Source organism: Microlunatus sagamiharensis (assembly GCF_900105785.1).
GTDB lineage: Bacteria > Actinomycetota > Actinomycetes > Propionibacteriales > Propionibacteriaceae > Microlunatus > Microlunatus sagamiharensis.
Window position 1 is genome coordinate 3,702,555 of record NZ_LT629799.1, and the last position, 18,311, is coordinate 3,720,865.

14 protein-coding genes, 2 pseudogenes and 1 riboswitch are annotated in these 18,311 nt (G+C 75.5%); of the genes and pseudogenes, 1 reads left to right on the forward strand and 15 read right to left on the reverse strand.

From position 1 onward, the window contains the following. Window positions 1-2 precede the first annotated feature (2 nt). The 12 genes and pseudogenes from BLU42_RS21640 to BLU42_RS17155 form a co-directional block, all read right to left on the reverse strand. Window positions 3-293, reverse strand: a pseudogene (locus BLU42_RS21640) (NAD(P)-dependent oxidoreductase); the annotation flags it as partial. Beyond that, window positions 281-2,766, reverse strand: a pseudogene (locus BLU42_RS21745) (cobyrinate a,c-diamide synthase). The pseudogenes BLU42_RS21640 and BLU42_RS21745, both read right to left, overlap by 13 nt. A gap of 83 nt (window positions 2,767-2,849) precedes the next feature. Further along, window positions 2,850-3,464, reverse strand: coding sequence for a cob(I)yrinic acid a,c-diamide adenosyltransferase (cobO, locus tag BLU42_RS17110; RefSeq protein ID WP_091077152.1), 615 nt, complete (start codon window positions 3,462-3,464; stop codon window positions 2,850-2,852). After that, complete coding sequence (locus tag BLU42_RS17115; RefSeq protein WP_091077154.1) at window positions 3,464-5,641, reverse strand: VWA domain-containing protein; 2,178 nt, start codon at window positions 5,639-5,641, stop codon at window positions 3,464-3,466. Before BLU42_RS17115 ends, cobO begins: the two co-directional genes overlap by 1 nt. A gap of 39 nt (window positions 5,642-5,680) precedes the next feature. Next, a riboswitch (cobalamin riboswitch) is annotated at window positions 5,681-5,826 on the reverse strand. A gap of 58 nt (window positions 5,827-5,884) precedes the next feature. Then, window positions 5,885-6,718, reverse strand: coding sequence for an SGNH/GDSL hydrolase family protein (locus tag BLU42_RS17120; RefSeq protein WP_091077158.1), 834 nt, complete (start codon window positions 6,716-6,718; stop codon window positions 5,885-5,887). 76 nt (window positions 6,719-6,794) lie between these two features. Continuing rightward, a complete protein-coding gene (locus BLU42_RS17125) occupies window positions 6,795-7,499 on the reverse strand; it encodes an SDR family NAD(P)-dependent oxidoreductase (protein WP_091077163.1) in 705 nt (234 codons plus the stop codon). Window positions 7,500-7,524: 25 nt separating this feature from the next. Further along, window positions 7,525-8,589: an ABC transporter ATP-binding protein gene (locus BLU42_RS17130; RefSeq protein ID WP_091077166.1), complete on the reverse strand. Its 1,065-nt coding sequence runs from the start codon at window positions 8,587-8,589 to the stop codon at window positions 7,525-7,527. A 13-nt stretch (window positions 8,590-8,602) separates the two neighbouring features. Beyond that, window positions 8,603-9,466, reverse strand: a complete 864-nt coding sequence (locus BLU42_RS17135) for an ABC transporter permease (protein ID WP_091077169.1) — start codon at window positions 9,464-9,466, stop codon at window positions 8,603-8,605. A gap of 10 nt (window positions 9,467-9,476) precedes the next feature. Then, window positions 9,477-10,334, reverse strand: a complete 858-nt coding sequence (locus tag BLU42_RS17140; RefSeq protein WP_091077175.1) for an ABC transporter permease — start codon at window positions 10,332-10,334, stop codon at window positions 9,477-9,479. A 63-nt stretch (window positions 10,335-10,397) separates the two neighbouring features. Next, window positions 10,398-11,546 (reverse strand): ABC transporter substrate-binding protein, encoded by a 1,149-nt coding sequence (locus BLU42_RS17145; RefSeq protein WP_091077178.1) that lies wholly within the window; start codon window positions 11,544-11,546, stop codon window positions 10,398-10,400. 225 nt (window positions 11,547-11,771) lie between these two features. Then, window positions 11,772-13,481 carry a hypothetical protein gene (locus BLU42_RS17150; protein WP_091077181.1) on the reverse strand — a complete coding sequence of 570 codons (1,710 nt, stop codon included), beginning with the start codon at window positions 13,479-13,481 and terminating at the stop codon, window positions 11,772-11,774. Further along, the gene (locus BLU42_RS17155) at window positions 13,478-14,230 is read right to left on the reverse strand and encodes a TetR/AcrR family transcriptional regulator (RefSeq protein WP_091077184.1); all 753 of its coding nucleotides are present in this window, start codon (window positions 14,228-14,230) and stop codon (window positions 13,478-13,480) included. Before BLU42_RS17155 ends, BLU42_RS17150 begins: the two co-directional genes overlap by 4 nt. A gap of 82 nt (window positions 14,231-14,312) precedes the next feature. Here BLU42_RS17155 and BLU42_RS17160 point away from each other — a divergent pair, with 82 nt between their 5' ends. Next, the gene (locus BLU42_RS17160) at window positions 14,313-15,158 is read left to right on the forward strand and encodes an NmrA family NAD(P)-binding protein (RefSeq protein WP_091077188.1); all 846 of its coding nucleotides are present in this window, start codon (window positions 14,313-14,315) and stop codon (window positions 15,156-15,158) included. A gap of 23 nt (window positions 15,159-15,181) precedes the next feature. Here BLU42_RS17160 and BLU42_RS17165 read toward each other — a convergent pair whose 3' ends face one another. The 3 genes from BLU42_RS17165 to BLU42_RS17175 form a co-directional block, all read right to left on the reverse strand. After that, window positions 15,182-17,491: a heavy metal translocating P-type ATPase gene (locus BLU42_RS17165; RefSeq protein ID WP_091077191.1), complete on the reverse strand. Its 2,310-nt coding sequence runs from the start codon at window positions 17,489-17,491 to the stop codon at window positions 15,182-15,184. Between the two features lies 1 nt (window position 17,492). Then, window positions 17,493-17,705 carry a heavy-metal-associated domain-containing protein gene (locus tag BLU42_RS17170; protein ID WP_091077194.1) on the reverse strand — a complete coding sequence of 71 codons (213 nt, stop codon included), beginning with the start codon at window positions 17,703-17,705 and terminating at the stop codon, window positions 17,493-17,495. Between the two features lie 82 nt (window positions 17,706-17,787). Then, the gene (locus tag BLU42_RS17175) at window positions 17,788-18,090 is read right to left on the reverse strand and encodes a metal-sensitive transcriptional regulator (RefSeq protein ID WP_091077196.1); all 303 of its coding nucleotides are present in this window, start codon (window positions 18,088-18,090) and stop codon (window positions 17,788-17,790) included. Window positions 18,091-18,311 lie beyond the last annotated feature (221 nt).

Genomic DNA, 18,311 nt, shown 5'->3' on the forward strand with positions numbered 1-18,311 from the left:
AGGCCGAGGTCGGCGCACCAGCGGCGGACGACCTCGTCGAGCGTGGGGTCGGCGACGACGACGAGGTGCACCGCGTGCAGGTCGACGGGGCTGGGGGAGCGCCGGTCGAGGCCGATCTGGCCGCGCTCGGCCAGGTCCACGACGGTGTCCACGGGGGTGTGGCCGACCACGCGGACCAGCGCGCCGGCGTCCAGCAGCGAGCGCACGGGCGCGAGCGCGCCGGCACCGGCGCCGGCGACCAGCACGGCGCACCCGGCGAGGTCGAGGTCGGCGGTGAAGCTCACGCGAGGCACCGTACGACCGCGGCCGCGAGAGCGGCACTGGTCGTCTCGTCGCGGACGGCCACGCGGACCCAGCCGGCGTCCAGCCCGGGGAAGGTCTCGCCCCGACGGACCGCGTACCCCTGGTCGCGCAGCGCGTGCCGCAGCCAGCCCCGCGGGCGCTCGGGGCGCAGGTGCGCGGTGTCGAGCAGGACGAACGGGGCGCGCGGGTCGCCGGCCGCGGTCAGCCCGAGCGGGGCGAGCGCGTCGAGCAGGGCCCGGCGCCGGCCGGTGAACCGGTCCGCCGCGGCCGCCGCCTCGGCCCGGGCGGCGGGCGACAGGCAGGCGACCGTGGCCGCGAGCGCCGGGGTCGAGGCGGACCAGGGCGGCTGCTGGGCGCGCAGCCGCGCCACCAGCGCCGGGTCCCCGACCACGTAGCCCGCCCGGAGCCCGGCCAGCCCCCAGGTCTTGGTCAGCGAGCGCAGCACGAGCACCCCGGGCAGGTCGGCGGCCGCGAGCGAGGCGGGTTCGCCCGGGACCGCGTCCATGAAGGCCTCGTCGACGACCAGCACGCGCCCGGGCCGGACGAGGGCCTCGAGCGTCGCGCGCGGGTGGAGCACGGAGGTGGGGTTCGTCGGGTTGCCGACCATGACCAGGTCGGCGTCCTCCGGCACCCGAGCGGGATCGAGGACGAAGCCCTCGGCCGCGGTGAGGACCAGGCGCTCGGGCCGGTGCCCGGCGGCGAGGAGCGCGGCCTCGGGCTCGGTGAACTGCGGGTGCACGACCAGCGCGTGCCGGGGGGTGAGGGCCCGTGCGACCAGGGTGAACGCCTCCGCCCCACCGGCGGTGGGCAGCACCCGGTCGAGGTCGACGCCGTGGGCGGCGGCGATGGCCTTGGCCGCTTCGTCCGTCCGCGGGTAGGCCCCGAGCGTCGCCGTGCTGGCGTTGATCACCTCGCGCAGCCAGGCCGGGGGTGCGGGCGTCGCGACGTTCACGGCGAGGTCGACGAGGCCCTCGCCCACGTCCGAGTCGCCGTGGTGGGCGAGGTCGTGGTCCGGCCCGTGCTGGTCCTGCTGGCGCGCGGTGCGGGCCGCGTGGTCGTGCACCGCGGTCGCGAACGACTGGGCGAGCTGCGGGTGCCCGGCCCAGTGGACGTGCTGGTACGACGCGTGCAGCGTCGGGTGCCCGAGCCCGGCCGGGTCGCCGCTGAAGCCGTCGGCCTCGCCGCCCACGAGCCAGGCGGCGCCCTCGCCCCTGACTGGGGCACTGGTCGTTCCGGGGGGTTCGGGGGGGTCGTCCCCCCCGCAGCAGGAGACACCGTGGTGCGGTGGAACTCGTGCCCGGTGGCCCGGGTGCCCGCGGGGCCGAGCAGCCCGTCCGTCGGCACGACGAGGCCCTGGTAGCGCAGCGTGAGCTTCGGCGACATGACCGCCTCGGCCTCGAGCGCGCCGACCATGGGAACGCCGTCGACGCTGCGGCAGAGGTAGAGCAGCCCCGCGCACTCGGCGACGGTCGGCATCCCGCCGGCGATCGCCGCGGCGAGGGTCTCGCGCAGGGCGGTGTTCGCGCTGAGCTCGGCAGCGTGGACCTCGGGGAAGCCGCCGCCGAGGTAGAGCCCGGCCGTGCCCTCGGGCAGCGCGGTGTCGGTGAGGGGGTCGAGCTCGACGGGCTCGCAGCCGGCGGCGCGCAGCAGCTCGTCGGTCTCGGCGTAGCGGAAGGTGAAGGCGCGGCCCGCCGCAACGGCGACCTTCGGGCGGGCGGGGCTCGGCGGCCGGACCTCGAGGGTCGGGTCCCAGGGCTCGACGGCGAGGTCGGGTGCTGAGTGGGCGATGGCCAGGACGGCCTGCAGGTCGACGTGCTCGGCGACCTGGTCGGCGAGGCGGCGTACGGTCTCGGCCGCCTGCTCCCGCTCGGCCGCGGGCACGAGCCCGAGGTGGCGGCTGGGGGCCTCGATGCCCGCGTCGCGCGGCAGGACGCCGAGGACGGGCAGGCCGGTGGACTCGAGGGCGGCGGTGATCTCGGCGGTGAGGCGGGGTGAGCCGGCGAGGTTGAGGATGACGCCGGACAGGCGCACGCCCGGTTCGAACGTGTGGAGCCCGTGGACGAGCGCGGCGGTCGTCCGGGCCATCCGGGAGATGTCGACGACGACCACGATCGGCGCCTCGACCAGGCCGGCGACGTGCGCCGTCGAGGCGAAGCCCTCGCCGCCCATCCGCCCGTCGAAGAGCCCCATGACGCCCTCGACGACGGCCACGTCGGCCGGCGTGGGGACGGCGGCGCCGTGCAGGAGCAGCGGCGCGAGCTGGTCGGGCCGGCAGAGGTGGGGGTCGAGGTTCCTGCCCGGTCGGCCGGTGGCCAGCGCGTGGTAGCCGGGGTCGATGTAGTCCGGGCCGACCTTGAAGCCGGCCACCTCCAGCCCCTCGCCCCGTAGCGCGCCCATCAGCCCGGTGGCCACGGTCGTCTTGCCGTGGCTGGAGGCGGGCGCGGTGACGACGAGCCGGGGCAACGCTCCCTGAGCCCGTCGAAGCGGTGTCCTGAGCCTGTCGAAGGGGGCCCCGGAGGGGTTGGCGTTCTCCACCGCGGAGGCGCTCACCACTCGATCCCCCGCTGGCCCTTCTGGCCCTGCTCGAAGGGGTGCTTGACCTGGGTCATGTCGGTGACGAGGTCGGCGACCTCGACGAGGCGCGGGTTGGCGCGGCGCCCGGTGATCACGACGTGCTGCTGGCCGGTGCGTCCGGCGAGCGTGCTGACGACGTCGTCGACGTCCACCCAGCCCCACTGCATCGGGTAGGTGAACTCGTCGAGGACGTAGAGGGTGTGAGTCTCGGCGGCGAGGCGGCGCTTGATCTCGGCCCAGCCCTCCGCGGCAGCACGTGCGTGGTCCTCCTCCGTGCCCTCCTTGCGGGCCCACGACCAGCCGGCGCCCATCTTGTGCCACTCGACCGGCCCGCCCTGGCCGGTCTGGGCGTGCAGCTCGCCGAGCGTCTCGAGCACGGTCTGCTCGCCGATGCGCCACTTGGCCGACTTGACGAACTGGAACACGCCGATCGACCAGCCCTGGTTCCAGCCGCGCATGGCCAGCCCGAAGGCGGCCGTCGACTTGCCCTTGCCGTCCCCGGTGTTGACCACCAGCAGCGGCCGGTTGCGGCGCTGCCTGGTCGTGAGCCCGTCGTCCGGCGTCCGCTCGACGCGTCCCTCGGGCATCAGGCCGCCCTCGGTCCCTGGGTCTGCCGCAGCGCCGGGTCGAGAGCGGCGCGCTCGGTGCGTACGGCGTCGACCAGCGAACCCGCCGCCACCTCGCCGAGCCTGACGTGGTCGGCGCCCAGCCGCACGGCGAGGTCGCGGGCGAGCCCGAGGCTCATGCGGCCGGTCTCGCAGTCGACGACGAGCGCGCTGACCCCGGTGGCGCGCAGCAGCTCGGCGGCCTGGCGCGACCGGGCGACGGCGTCGGGCCCGCTGGTGGCCCGGCCGTCGGTGACGACCACGAGCAGCGGCCGGCGTCGGGGGTCGCGGAGGCGTTCGAGCCGGAGCGTCTCGGCCGCGCGGAGCAGGCCCTCGGCCAGCGGGGTGCGCCCGCCGCTCGGGAGGTCGGTGAGCCGGCGCGCGGCGACCTCGACCGAGGAGGTCGGCGGCAGGGCGAGGACGGCCTCCGTGCCCCGGAACGTCACCAGCCCGACCTTGTCGCGGCGCTGGTAGGCGTCGAGCAGCAGCGACAGGACGGCGGTCTTGACCGCCTCCATGCGCTTGCGCGCGGCCATCGAGCCCGAGGCGTCGACGGCGAGCAGGACGAGGTTGGACTCGCGGCCCTCGGTGACCGCGTGGCGCAGGTCGGTGCCCACGAGCCGGAGCCGTGAACCGTCCGTACGCCCGCGGGTCGCCTGGTGCGGTGCTGCGGCGCGGACGGTGGCGCTGAGGTGCAGCGGCCGGTGCTCGCCGTCGGGCAGGGTCGAGCCGACCGTACGACCGGTGCTGGTGACCGCGCGGCTGCGGCGCCCGGCCGTGCCCGTCCCGACACCGCGGGCGGTGAAGAGGCGCGTCCGGTAGGCCTGACCGGGTGCCGCGACGGACACGGCGACCGCCCCACGGGTCGGGTCTCCGTCGCGGGCGTCCGGGGTGCTGCTCGGCTCCGGGGCGGCCGGCGGCTCGGGCTGCCGGTCCGCGGGACCCTGCGGGCCGTCCTCACGGTCGGCGGATCCCGGACCGGGCGGGGTGGCCGGCGGGTCGCCGGCCTGGGCGTCGGCCGGGTCGGCCGCGTCGCCGGTGCCCTCCGAGTCGTCCGGGCCGGGGCTCGGCGGCGGGTCCTGCGGCGGGTCGGGGATGGGCGGGTCGTCGTCGCCGAGCAGCCGGTCGAGCAGCTCCTCGTCGAGCCCGGGCGCGTCGAACGGGTTGCGCCGGCGGCGGTGCGGCAGCGCGAGCCGGGCGGCGGCACGGATGTCGGCCTTGGTGACCCGGTCGCGCCCGTGCCAGGCGGCGTGCGCGACGGCGGCACGGGCGGTGACGAGGTCGGCGCGCAGCCCGTCGACCTCGAAGGCCGCGCACACCTCGGCGATGAGCAGCAGCTCGGCGTCGCCCAGCCCGACGTGGGCCACGCGGGCCTGCGCGTCGGCCAGCCGGTGGCGCAGGCGGGTCTCGGACTCGCTCCATGCGGCGGCGAACGACTCGGGGTCGAGGTCGTACGCCATCCGGCGCCGGACGACCTCGGCGCGTAGGGCGGGTTCGCTGGGGGCGGCGACCTCGACGGTCAGCCCGAACCGGTCGAGCAGCTGCGGGCGGAGCTCGCCCTCCTCGGGGTTCATGGTGCCGACGAGCACGAGCCGGGACGCGTGCGCGATCGAGACGCCCTCGCGCTCGACCGTGGACCGGCCGGTCGCGGCGGCGTCGAGGAGCAGGTCGACGAGGTGGTCGTGGAGGAGGTTGACCTCGTCGACGTAGAGCAGGCCGCGGTGCGCGGCGGCGAGCAGGCCGGGGGAGTAGACGACCTCGCCGGAGCCGAGGGCCTGGCGCAGGTCGAGCGAGCCGATGACGCGGTCCTCGGTCGCGCCGACGGGGAGCTCGACCAAGCGGGCCGGTCGGGTCGTCGCAGGGTCCTGGTCATGCGGACCGTCGGGGCACGTCGGGTCGGGCGCGGCCGGGTCGCAGCCGAACCGGCACCCCTCGACGACCGCGACCTCGGGGAGCACGGCGGCGAGCGCCCGGACGGTCGTCGTCTTCGCCGTGCCCTTCTCGCCGCGGACGAGCACGCCGCCGACCTCGGGCGAGACGGTGGTGAGGACCAGCGCGAGCGCCAGGTCCTCGGAGCCGACGACGGCGGAGAAGGGGAAGGTCGGCGCCGGGCGCGCGGTGCGCGCCGGCGGCGTCGATGACGGGGGTGAGCCGGGCATGTGCGGTGGAACCCTCCTGCGGGTGTCCTCGCCCGCGAGCCGTGGGTGTGCGGCGCAGCAGACGTCCTGACTCCCGGGTCGTACGACTCACCCGGTCACAGTGGCGGGACCGCTCCGGACTCTCACCGGATTCCTCTGCTCGCGTCGCCGCCGATCCTCTCACGGCCGAGCCGTCGGAGAACTTCTCGCCCGTGGTGCACCTCAGCGGTGCACGAGGGGCGAGAACTTCTACGCCAGGCGAGGTCAGGATCGCAGGAAGGTCTGCGGAGGGCATGCCTCGCCCACCGCGGCGGCGATGGCCGAGGCGTACGCGGCCTGGCCCTCCGCCGTCAGGTGGAAGCTCGACGAGCTGGGGACGAGCGAGCCGAGCGAGGCCAGCACGACGCCGTTGACCCAGGGCGCCTGGCGGTCCGACAGCGCGTGCCCCTCGAAGGCGGCGGTGACGTCGACGAAGCGGGCTCGGACCCCGGTGGCCTGCGCGCGCTCGACGCCCGCGGCGAGGGCGGCATCGAGGGCCTCGCTCTGGATGCCCATCCACTCCGCGTCGGCCTCGGCCACGAAGAGCGGCAGCACCTCCGAGGCCCGGTGGCCCTGCGGGGTGGGCCGTGATCCGAGCAGCCGGGGGTAGCCGGTCACGAGGATCTCGGCGTCGGGCGCCCGCCGTGCGACGTCGGAGAGCACGCGCACCAGGGGGACCGTGCGGTCCTGCGGCGAGGCCGCGGGCCCACCGAGGAAGGCGATCCGCTGCCGCGCGCCCGCCTTGATCGACTCCCGCCACGGCGCGCCCTGGTCGAGGACGGCCTGGATCCGCGGGTCGGGGGAGTGGAGGCAGGCGGCGAGGACGGTGGCGAAGCCGGCGTCGTTCCCGCCCACCGTGAGCGTCACCGTCTGCGTGCTCTCGCGCAGCGACGAGACCTGCGTGGCGAGCACGTCGCCGGTCACGGCCCCCGAGCGGGCGGCGCCGGTCAGCGCCGAGAAGCGCGCCGCCCCCGTCTCCTTGAGCAGAAGGGGATAGGCCAGCGAGGGCAGCAGGCCCTCCCCGGACGCGTACGAGTCCCCCAGTGCGACGTAACCCACGCCCCCAGCCTCCGCCGTCCAGCCCTCGTGCCGCGGGGCGGGCGTCTCGTCAGGCCTCGCTCGGTGCGCCGGGGCGTCACCAGGGCGTGGGGCCCTCCCGGTCGAGGAAGCGCCCGCTCGGGCCCTCGGTGTCGAGGGCGGCCGCGACCACCGCGTCGCTGCCCTCCTCGACGCTGTGCCCGGCGTGGTCGGTGAACTCGGTGGCGGTCAGGCCGGGGTCGACCGCCGTGACGAGCACCTGGGGCAGGCCCTTGGCGTACTGCACGACCAGCATGTTCAGGGCGGCCTTGGAGGCCGGGTAGGGCAGGTGGGCGATGTCGGCGTAGACCGGGTCCGTCGACTGCAGCCGGAGCGAGCCCATGCCGGACGACACCATGACCAGCCGCGGCCGGTCCCCGCGCAGCAGCAGCGGCAGGAAGGCCTGGGTGACCCGCACCGGGCCGAGCAGGTTGGTCGTGAGGACGTCGGCGAAGTCGGCCGGCCCGACCTCGGCGGCCGGGGCCCAGGTGCCCGGGACGCCCGCGTTGTTGACCAGCACGTCGAGCGAGCCCAGCGACTCCTCCACCTGCCGGGCGGCGGCCGCGACGGAGTCGTCTTCGGTCACGTCGAGCGCGAGCGGGCGGACGTCGAGCCCGGCGAGCGTGGGGTCGTCCCGGACCCGGCGGCCGAGCGCCTCCGCGTCGCGCGCGCCGGCCAGGACGGTGTGACCCTGCCCGGCCAGCCGGCGGGTGGTCGCAGCCCCGATGCCCCGCGAGGCCCCGGTCACGAGGATGGTGCTCATGCCGTCATGATCACCGATGCGTCGGTCAGGGCGCGGTGAGGAGGACGCGGTCGGTGTCGAGGCCGAGGGAGACCCGGGTGCCGGGGGCGAGGCCGCGCAGCCGCGAGCCGGAGAGCTGGGCGACGAGCTCGGCACCCTCGGGGGCGCGGACGCGGACGCGGGACACCGCGCCGCTGAACTGCACGTCGACGACCTCGGCCCCGCCCGACTCGTCCGGGGTGACGGTGAGGTGCTCGGGCCGGACGAGGGCGACGCCCGGTCCGTCGGTGACGGAACCGTCGAGGGTCGCGACCTCGGTGCCGAGGACCCGGGCGCGGCCTGCGGCGACCTGGGCCGGGATGCGGTTCATCAGGCCGACGAAGTCGGCGACGAAGGGGTTGGCCGGGTGCGCGTACAGCTCCTGCGGCGAGTCCAGCTGCTGCAGCCGGCCCTGGCTCATGACGCCGACGCGGTCGGCGATGGCCAGCGCCTCCTCCTGGTCGTGGGTGACGAAGAGGGTGGTCGTGCCGACCTCGAGCTGCACGCGGCGGATCTCGTCGCGCAGCTGGACGCGGACCTTGGCGTCGAGGGCGGAGAGGGGCTCGTCGAGGAGGAGGACGGAGGGTTCGATGGCCAGGGCCCGGGCCAGCGCGACGCGCTGCTGCTGGCCGCCCGAGAGCTCGGTGGCGTAGCGGTCGGCCTGGTGGGCGAGCCCGACGAGCTCGAGCATCTCCCGGGCCCGCGAGGCGCGGCGGGACCGGTCGACCTTGCGCAGCCGCAGCCCGAACTCGACGTTGTCCTGCGCGGTTAGGTGCGGGAAGAGCGAGTACGCCTGGAAGACCATGCCCATGTCGCGCTGGTTGGCGGGGACGTTCGTGACGTCCTTCCCGCCGACGACCACGCGCCCGACCGTGGGCTCGTCGAGGCCGGCCAGGATCCGCAGCGCCGTCGTCTTACCGCAGCCCGACGGACCGAGCAGGGCGACGAGCTCGCCGGGGTGCAGCGTCAGGTCGAGCCCGTCGAGCGCCCGCGTGGCGCCGTAGTGGCGCTCGAGGCCCTCGAGGCGCACCTCGACCCCGGTCCGCTCCGCCGCGCGTGCGGTGGTCGTCATCGCCGTCCTTCCGTCATGCCTGGGCAGGGGTCGTCGGGGCCGGCGTCCCCGTGGTCACCGCGGCCGTCCGTGCCGACGCGGTCGCCGAGCGGCGCCGCCGTCCGCCGCTGACCACCGACAGGACCACGAGCAGCACGGCGGCGAAGAGGATCGAGGCCAGCGAGGCGGCGATCGACTCCTGCGCGTCCGACTTGGCCTGCAGGTTGATGGCGACCTGCAGGGTGTCGTAGTTGAGCAGCGAGGCGAAGGTGAACTCGCCCAGCACCAGCGCGATCGAGATGAAGGCGGCCGAGAGCAGCGCCGTCGTCAGGTTGGGCACGACGACGCGGACGATCACCGTCGCCCACCCGGCGCCCAGGCTCCGCGCGGCCTCGGCGAGCGTCGTCACGTCGATCGCCGACAGCCCCGCGTCGAGCGCGCGGTAGGCGTACGGGAGGACGAGGACGACGTAGAGCAGCGCCAGGACGTACGGGGTGTCGCCGAAGAGGTAGTTGAGCCAGAGCACGACGTTCTTGAGCCCGACGACGATCACCAGCGGAGGCACGGTGAGCGGCAGCAGGCAGAGGAACTCCAGCGGCCGGGCCGCCCACGGCACCCGCAGCCGCACCCAGATCATCGTGGGCACGAGCAGCACGACCATCAGCACGACGGTCAGCACCGCGAGCACCAGCGACGTGACGATCGCGCCCGACAGCTGCGGGTCGGTCACGAGCTTGGCCCACGCCGCGCCCGTACGCCCGCCGGTGCGGAAGCTGCGGGTGCTGAAGTCGAGCATGCTGACCAGCGGCACGACGAAGAAGAGGCCGACGAGCACCAGCACGACGACGCGGAAGACGGTGAGCCGGCGCCGGGCCGCGCGCCTGGGGCTCGTGCTCATCGGACCCCCCTCATCGGACCCACCGGGCCGTGCGCCGGACGAGCAGGCTGTAGCCGGCCATGACCACGGCGACGATGACGATCATCTCCAGCGCGAGGGCGTAGGCGAAGTTCTGGCGGCCGAGCACGACCTCGCTGGTCAGCGCGCTGCGGATCCACAGCGGGATGATCGGGCTGCCCTGGCTGACCAGGGCGGCGGCGGTCGCGTACGCGGCGAAGCTGTTCGCGAAGAGCAGCAGCAGCGAGCCGAGGAACGCCGGCGTCAGCAGCGGCAGCCCGACGAGGCGCCAGTACTGCCACGTGGTCGCGCCGAGGTTCGAGGCCGCCTCGCGCCACTGGACGCGGACGCCGTCGAGCGCGGGCAGGAAGACGATCACCATCAGCGGGATCTGGAAGTAGGCGTAGACCAGCACGAGGCCCTTGAGGCCGAAGAGCCACACGCTGCTGGTGAGGCTGGTGCCGAGGTTCGCGTCGAGCCAGGTGGAGACCACGCCGGAGATGCCGAGCGTGGCGATGAACGCGAAGGCGAGCGTCACGCCGCCGAACTGGGCGAGGACCCCGCAGACGCTCGTCACCAGGCGGCGCAGCGCCCCGTCCGGCCTGCCGGTGACCACCGCGTACGCGACGAGGGCGCCGACCACGCCGCCGATGACGGCGGTGACGGCCGAGACGAGCACGCTGTTGAGCAGCGCGGTCAGGACGCTGGGCTCGACCAGCCCGGCCAGGTTCGTGAGGCTGGGCCGCCCGTCCTCGGCGAACGCCCCGATCACGACCGTGACCGTGGGCACGACGAGGAAGATCAGCAGGTAGACGCCGAAGGGCACCACGCCCAGCGCCGGCCGCAGCCGCGCCAGCCTCGTGCGTGCCATCGTCTCCCCGCCTCGTCCTCGTCGTGCCCGGTCGTGCTGCTGATCACGCTCCTGCGAGCGCGGTCAGCTGGTGGCCTTGCTCCACTCCTTGCTGAGCACGTCCGCCGCCTTCGTGCTCTGGTCGGTGGTGAGGATCGTCGGCTCTCCGCTGACCGGCGGGAGCTTGCCGTACGCGGCGGCGTCGATCGTCCCGGCCTTCTGCATCGCGTCCGCGCGGACGGGGCGGGCGCCGCCGCCGAGGAAGAGGTTCTGGCCCTCGTCGGAGTAGAGGAACTCCTGCCACAGCCGCGCGGCAGCCGGGTGCGGGGCGTCCTTGCTGACGGCCTGGAAGTAGTAGCCGCCGACGAGCGCGTCGCTCGGCACGGTCACCTTCCAGGTGCTGATCTTGGCGCTCTCGGCCGCGTTGAGGTAGTCCCAGTCGATCACCAGCGGCGTCTGCCCGGACTCGATGGTCGCCGAGGTCGGGTCGGTGGGCAGGAAGTTGCCCGCCTTCTTGAGGTCGGCGAAGAAGTCGATGCCCGGCTGGATGTCGTCGGCCGACCCGCCGTTGGCGAGCGAGGTCATGACCACGCCGTTGAAGGCGGCGCCGGCTTGCGTCGGGTCGCCGTTCAGGGCGACCTTGCCCTTGTACTCGGGCTTGAGCAGGTCCTTCACGCCGCTCGGCGCGGGCACCTTGGCGGTGTCGTAGCCGATGGACATGTAGCCGCCGTAGTCGTTGACCCACAGCCCGGAGCTGTCCTTGAAGTTCGTGGGGATCGAGTCCCAGGTGGAGACCTGGTAGGGCGCGAACTTGGCCGTGTTGGCCAGCGCGACGGCCTGGCCGAGGTCGAAGACGTCCGGCGCGCGGTCCGTCCCCTTCTGCTGGTCGGCCGCGTTGATCTCGTCCTGGCTCGCCGCGTCGGGCTGCGCGGAGTCGACCTTGATCCCGTACTTGCTCTCGAAGGTGGAGATGATCTGGCCGTAGTTGGCCCAGTCCGGCGGCAGCGCGATGACGTTCAGCGTGCCCTCCTTCTTGGCCGCGTCCACGAGGGCGTCCATGCCGCCCGCGCTCTGGGCCGAGGTCCACGTCGCCGCACCGCTCGTGCTCGCGGCGGGGTCCGCCGTCTTGGCCGGCGGGGCGCAGCCCGCGCCGAGCAGGGTGATGGCGCTGGCCGCGGCCACTGCGGCGGTGATCCTGCTGGTGAACCTTCTGCTGGTCCTGGTCGTACGCATCGTTCGGCTCCGATCCCCGCCCTCGCGGGCCCTCTGGACGTGGTCCCGGCTGCCGCCCCGGAGGGTCGCGCCGCCTGTGACAGTGCTGAGGATGGCACGCCCGCGGAGGCGGGCCGAGCAGGAGCGCGGAGCGCGTCGTCCGGGGTCCGGCGCGAGGGGGCCCCGTCGACGGCTCCGAGGGCCGAAGCCGCTGGTCAGAATTTTGTTGATCTTGGAAGGAGAACGTCAGGTGAACTCTCGCCGCACCCCGCCCGAGGGGGTCCGCGCGAGCATCCCGACCGCCTCCTCGAGCGTCGCGGCGGGGTGCAGCCCGAGCGCCCGGAGGTCGTCGCCGACCTCGACGGGGGAGTCGCCGCCGAGGTCCTGGTTGAGCCGCCCGCCCATGATCACGGGCCCGTCGTACGCCGTGTCGTCCAGCGCCGCGCGCAGCTCGCGCCCGACGTCCAGCGCCGCGCCGTTGTAGGTCCCCAGCACCACCGCGTCGGCGTCCTCGGCGACCGCGGCGTGCACGACCGAGGCGGGCGTCGCGCTGCTGGGCAGCAGCACGACCTCCGCCCCGGCACGCGGCAGCAGCCGCAGCAGGGCGTCCCGCACGACGTCGTGGACGTCGAGCACCGCGAGCACGACCCGGGTGCCGCGGAGGTCGGGCAGCCCGGCCGCCGGGCCGCTGAGCGCAGCGACCGTCGCGCCCACCTGCCGGGCCTTCCACGGAACCAGGTCGCCCACGGCGCGCGGCGGCGGGAGCCGGAGGCGGTCCTCCAGTCCCGTGAGCCCGAGCCGGCGCAGGGCGAGGAGCAGCTCCACCGGGTCGGCGACCGCGACGCCGTCCTCGACCAGCAGCGCCAGCGCCGCGTCCCGGAACCGCAGCCCGTACGCCGCCACCTCCCCCGCGAGCCGCTCGGCCGCGGCCCAGTCGAGCACCGGGGCGGAGCGTCGTACGTCCTCGTCGAGGTCGTGGGCCAGGAGCTGGACCGCCAGGTTCTCCGCGCCCGTCGGCACCCGCTCGGCCTCGGTGAGCGGGACCGGGTGGACGGCGTGCCCGGTCGGGCGGTGCTGCTGGGCGCCCAGGTCGACGGTGAGGTAGCGCCGCAGCACCTCCGCGTTGTGCGCGTGGTCGCCGGCCCGCATCGAGACGGTGTCGCCGTAGACCATCGAGCCGAGGTGGTCCCGGTCGTGCACGTCGTCGACGGCGAGGTGCACGACCGCGCGGTGCCAGGGGTCGTCGACCAGGCCGCCGTAGGAGTGGGCGAGCCGGGCGCCGCAGAGGTCCTCGACGACGTGGCGCTCGAGCGCGGCCCAGCCGACGTAGGAGCCGTAGCTGCTCGCCTGCATCGCGACGCCGTCGTCGAGGTAGGAGTGCACGAGCGCCCCGCGGTCGCGCCAGGCCGCGAGCATCCCGACCGCCCGCACCGTCGCCTCGGTGACCTGCCGGTCGTCCTGCCCGCCCGGGACCTCGAACGACCAGTACTGGCCGAGGTTGCCGATCGTCGTCACCCCGGCGGCGAGGGCCAGCCGCGCGTGCTCGGCCCCGGCCGGCGTGCCGATCATGAAGTCGCCGAGGTGCGGCTGGATCGCTGCCGCCTCGCCGAGGCCCGACCACTCCTCGGGCCGCAGCGCCGGGCCGGTCTCCTTGTGCACGCGGCCGCGCGCCGACTCCTCCACGCTCATCGCCCGCGACAGCGTCAGCCCGAAGCGGTCGCACACCGCACCGCGCTCGGCCAGCCCGGCCTCGATCTCCCGCAGCGCCGCGGCGGTCGTCGGCCAGTCGGTCGAGCCGACGTGGGCGTGGAAGGTGGTCCGCCCGTCCCGGCGGGCGCGGAGCTTGACCTCCGCCTCGCTGAGCGCGCCCTCGCGGCGCAGGTACGCCGTCCGGTGGATCGCCGTCGGGGCGGCGGCCCGCCCGGCGGCCAGGACCTCCGCGCCGCGGGTCCTCACCCGCCGGCCCCGACGACGCGGTCGAGCCACTCCACGAGCACGCCGCGCTCGGCGTCGGTGAGGACCTCGAGCCGGGGCGCCAGGGCCCGCAGCGCGACGGCGTGCGCGGTGGCCGTCCGGCCGCTGGCGTCGGCGTCGGCGTGGGCGTGGGCGTCGGCCTCGGGGTCGGCGGGCACGAGGACCTGGGCGAGGACGGCGTCGAGCATCCGCTCGGCGAGGGCCGGGTCGCGGCGGGCCGGCGGGGTCGCGAGCAGGAGCTGGATGGTTCCCTGCCCGGCGGCCTGCACCATCGCGACGGCGGTCGCCTCGCCCACCCGCAGCCGGCCGGTGGCCGCCAGCCGGTGCACCCGGGACTCCAGGACGCGCAGCCCGGCCTGCGCCGCCGGCGAGCCGACGACGCGGTCGGGGTCGCTGAGCAGCCGGAACAGCCCTGGGTTGGCCAGGCCGAAGTCGACCTGCGCCCGCCAGCTCGCGCGGAAGTCCTCGAGCGGGTCGGTGCCCGCCTCGCTGGACGCCCGCTCGTGCTCGGCCTTGGCGCGGACGAACGCGGCCATCACGTGCTCCGCCACGGCCTCCAACAGACCGTCCTTGTCGCCGAACAGCCGGTAGATGGTCGGCGCCTGCACGCCGGCCTCGGCCGCGACCGCCCGGGTGGTCACGGCGCCCGGGCCCGCGCCCTGCAGGAGCTGGGCGGCGACCTCGACGATGCGCGACCGGGTCGCGTCGCGCCCGCTCACCCCCTCGCTCACGGACCGATGCTAACGAACTCTTGCTATCGCCGTGTTTCCGACGCTACTGTCGTTCTGATTCCACTGCTACCAAGGAGTTCGCATGATCGTCATCACCGGTGCGACCGGCGCGCTGAACGGCGCCACCGCCGACCACCTGCTCGACCGCCTCCCCGCCTCCGAGGTCGTCGTCGCCGTGCGCGACCCGGCACGCGCGGGCCGCTTCGCCGAGCGCGGGGTGGAGGTCCGTCGCGCCGACTACGCCGACCCCGCCTCGCTCCCGGACGCCTTCGCCGGCGCCGACCAGCTGCTGCTCGTCTCGTCCAGCGACCCGTTCGCCGACGCCGTCGCGCTGCACGGGACCGCGGTCGACGCGGCCGTCCGGGCCGGGGTCGGCCGGGTCCTCTACACCAGCCACCAGGGCGCGCACCCCGACAGCCCCTTCTTCCCGGCGCGCGACCACGCCGCGACCGAGGCGCTGCTCGCGGCGTCGGGCCTGCCCTGGACCTCGCTGCGCAACGGCTTCTACGCCCACAGCCTCGGCTGGCTCCTCGGCCCCTGGCGCGAGACCGGCGTCATCACGGTCCCAGGGGACGGCCCGGTCTCCTGGACCGCGCGCGAGGACGCCGCCGAGGCGGCCGCGGCCGTCCTGCTCGCCGACGGCGCGTACGAGGGGCCGGTGACGCTCACCGCGCCGGAGGCGCCGACGTTCGTCGACGTGGCAGCGGCCGCGTCCGACCTGGTCGGCCGTCCGGTCCGGCTCGAGGTGGTCGACCCCGAGGAGTGGGTGGCCCGCCAGGTCGCGGCCGGCGCACCCGAGCCCCAGGCCCGCTTCACCCTCGGCCTGTACGCCGCCGCGGCCGGCGGCTACTTCGCCGGCACCGACGCCCTGCTCGGCGAGCTCCTCGGCCGCGAGCCGCGCGGGTTCCGTGAGGTGCTCGCGGGCTGATCTCTCGGCTCAGGGCCGGCGGCTCAGGGGGCCAGCGGACGGAACCGACGCAGCCGCAGGCTGTTGCCGACGACGAACAGCGAGCTGAACGCCATCGCCGCGCCGGCGAGGACCGGGTTGGCGAAGCCGAGCGCGGCCAGCGGCAGGGCCGCGACGTTGTAGGCGAAGGCCCAGAAGAGGTTGCCGCGGATGGTGCGCAGGGTCGCGCGGGACAGGCGGACGGCGTCGGCGGCCTGGCGCAGGTCGCCGCGGACCAGCGTGAGGTCCGCGGCCTCGATGGCCGCGTCGGTCCCCGTGCCCATCGCGACGCCGAGGTCGGCCTGGGCGAGGGCGGCGGCGTCGTTCACGCCGTCGCCGACCATGGCCACCCGGTGGCCCTCGGCCTGCAGCCGGCGGACCGCGTCGACCTTGCCCTCCGGGCGGACGTCCGCGACGACCTGGTCGATGCCGACCTCGGCGGCCACGGCCTCGGCCGTGGCCGCGGTGTCGCCGGTGAGCAGCACCGGGCGCAGCCCGAGGTCGTGCAGGCGGCGGACCGCGTCGGCCGAGGTGGGCTTGACCGTGTCGGCCACGGAGACGACGCCCCGGGCCTGCCCGGCCCACCCGACGAGCACGGCGGTGCGTCCGAGCTCCTGCTCGCCCGCCAGGACGGCAGCGAGCGCGGCGCCCACGGCCAGGCCCTCGGTGCCCAGCAGGTCCGGGCGGCCGACGACCACGGTGCCGACGCCCTCGACCTCGGCGACGACCCCGAGCCCCGCGGGCTCCCGGAGCGCGGTGGCGTGGCCCAACGGACCTGCGCCCGCCGCGTACGCGGCCACGGCCTGCGCGACCGGGTGCGACGACCCGGACTCCGCGGTCCCGGCCAGGCGGACGAGCTCGGCCTCGTCCACGCCGTCGGCCGTGTGCACGGCCGTGACGGCCATCCGTCCCTCCGTGACCGTGCCGGTCTTGTCGAGCAGGACGACGTCGACGTCGCGGGTGGCCTCGAGGACCTCGGGGCCCTTGATGACGATGCCGAGCTGGGCCCCGCGGCCGGTGCCGACGAGCAGGGCCGTCGGCGTGGCCAGCCCGAGCGCGCAGGGGCAGGAGATGATCAGCACGGCCACGGCGGCGGTGAGGGCGAAGGAGGCCCCCGCGCCGGCGAGGAGCCACGCGACGAGCACCACGACCGCGAGCCCGATGACGACGGGCACGAAGACCCCCGACACGCGGTCGGCCAGCCGCTGGACGGCCGCCTTGCCGCTCTGGGCCTCGCTGACCATCCGGGCCAGGCGGGCGAGCTGGGTGCCGGCGCCGACGGCGGTCGCCTCGACCAGGAGTCGTCCGGAGGTGTTGACGCACCCGCCGACCACGGCGTCGCCGGGGCCGACCTCGACCGGGACGGACTCGCCGGTGACCGTGGAGGCGTCGACGGCGCTGTGGCCCTCGAGCACGGTGCCGTCGGTGGGGACCGTGCTCCCGGGGGCGACGACGACCCGGTCGCCCACGACGAGGCGGGCGACCGGGAGCGTGACCTCGCGCCCGTCCCTCAGCACCCGGGCCTCGCGGGCCCCCAGCGCGAGCAGGGCCCGCAGCGCCGCGCCGGAGCTGCGGCGCGCCCGGGCCTCGAGCCAGCGCCCGACGAGCAGGAAGACGGTGATCGCCGCGGCGGCCTCGAGGTAGGGCTCGGCCATCCCGGTGTGGCGCTCGATGCGCAGCGTGAAGGCGTGGCGGTAGCCGAGGTCGCCGGCCGGGCCCGACAGCGCGTACGCCGACCAGCCCAGCGCGGCCAGCGTGCCGAGCGAGATGAGCGTGTCCATGGTCGCCGCGCCGTGGCGCAGGTTGACCGCGGCGGAGCGGTGGAAGGGCCAGCCCGCGCCGAGCACCACGACGGCGGTGAGCACCAGCGCGACCCACTGCCAGCCGGGCACCTGGAGCACCGGGACCATGGAGACGGCGACGACGGGCACGCCGAGGACCACGGCGAGCAGCGCCCGGACGCGGAGGCGGCGCTCGGTGGCGTCGCCCTCGTCCTCGTCGGCGGGCTCGGCGTCGGGTTCCACGACCGACGCTCCGTAGCCGGTCTTCTCCACCGTGGCGAGCAGATCGGCGACGGTCGTCCCGACCGGCGCCTCGACGTGGGCGCGCTCGGTGGCGAGGTTCACCGAGGCGACGACGCCCGGCAGCTTGTTGAGCTTGCGCTCGACCCGGCTCGCGCACGAGGCGCAGGTCATCCCGGTGATGTCGAGGTCGACGACCGACCCCTCCGACCTGACCGCCCCGCCGCCCGTGACGGCCCTACGGGCGCTCACCGCCGGGTCGGCGACCTCCGCCCGGGCGTCGGGGCGGGGCATCTCAGCGGCTGCCGAGGGTGTAGCCGGCCTCGTCGACGGCGGCGCTCAGCGCGTCGAAGTCGATCGGGTCCTCGCTCGTCACGGTCATCGTGCCGCCGTCGAGGTGGACGGTGACCTCACGGACGCCGGGGACCGCGAGCACCTCCTCGCTGACGGCCTGGGTGCAGTGCTCGCAGGTCATGCCGGCGACGACGTAGTCCTGGGTGGTGGTCATGCGGGGCTCCTGGTGCGGGTGGGGTGGGGACGGCTGACGTGGGTGGGCGACGGGGTGGCTGTGGACGACCGGAAACGCGTCCTCAGGAACGGACCAGCCGGGCGATGGCGTCCGCGGCCTCCTTGACCTTGGCGTCCGCCTCGGGCCCACCCGTGCGGGCGGCCTCCACGACGCAGTGGCCGAGGTGGTCGTTGACGAGGCCGAGCGCGACCGACTGGAGGGCGCTGGTCATGGCCGACACCTGGGTGAGGATGTCGATGCAGTACTTGTCGTCCTCGACCATCTTCTGCAGGCCGCGCGCCTGCCCCTCGATGCGCCGCAGCCGGCGGAGGTAGTCCTCCTTGCCGCCCGCGTAACCCCTGGTCGGCGCAGCTGCCCCGGTCATCGTCGCTCCTGTCGTCTGGTACCCCCCCAGGGTATGCCCCGGCTCAAGCGGGCCGCGCCGGGACACCTGCCGGGTCGGGGTGCGGCGTCGTCCGGACAAAGCTCCGGGGCCCACCCGGCGCGCCGGTGTCGGTGCCGGTCGGCGCGTGCCGGAGATCCCTCGACGACCGGTGCGGAGCCGGTGCGTGCGCCTGACCCCTACCTGAACGTGTTCTCAGGAAG

What these genes read in the sequence shown, in the direction of transcription:
- BLU42_RS17170 (WP_091077194.1), bottom strand. Translation starts at nt 17,705, where the DNA reads ATGACCACCACCCAGGACTACGTCGTCGCCGGCATGACCTGCGAGCAC.
- BLU42_RS17140 (WP_091077175.1), bottom strand. Translation starts at nt 10,334, where the DNA reads ATGGCACGCACGAGGCTGGCGCGGCTGCGGCCGGCGCTGGGCGTGGTG.
- BLU42_RS17160 (WP_091077188.1), top strand. Translation starts at nt 14,313, where the DNA reads ATGATCGTCATCACCGGTGCGACCGGCGCGCTGAACGGCGCCACCGCC.
- BLU42_RS17145 (WP_091077178.1), bottom strand. Translation starts at nt 11,546, where the DNA reads ATGCGTACGACCAGGACCAGCAGAAGGTTCACCAGCAGGATCACCGCC.
- BLU42_RS17165 (WP_091077191.1), bottom strand. Translation starts at nt 17,491, where the DNA reads ATGCCCCGCCCCGACGCCCGGGCGGAGGTCGCCGACCCGGCGGTGAGC.
- BLU42_RS17175 (WP_091077196.1), bottom strand. Translation starts at nt 18,090, where the DNA reads ATGACCGGGGCAGCTGCGCCGACCAGGGGTTACGCGGGCGGCAAGGAG.
- BLU42_RS17125 (WP_091077163.1), bottom strand. Translation starts at nt 7,499, where the DNA reads ATGAGCACCATCCTCGTGACCGGGGCCTCGCGGGGCATCGGGGCTGCG.
- BLU42_RS17115 (WP_091077154.1), bottom strand. Translation starts at nt 5,641, where the DNA reads ATGCCCGGCTCACCCCCGTCATCGACGCCGCCGGCGCGCACCGCGCGC.
- cobO (WP_091077152.1), bottom strand. Translation starts at nt 3,464, where the DNA reads ATGCCCGAGGGACGCGTCGAGCGGACGCCGGACGACGGGCTCACGACC.
- BLU42_RS17130 (WP_091077166.1), bottom strand. Translation starts at nt 8,589, where the DNA reads ATGACGACCACCGCACGCGCGGCGGAGCGGACCGGGGTCGAGGTGCGC.
- BLU42_RS17135 (WP_091077169.1), bottom strand. Translation starts at nt 9,466, where the DNA reads ATGAGCACGAGCCCCAGGCGCGCGGCCCGGCGCCGGCTCACCGTCTTC.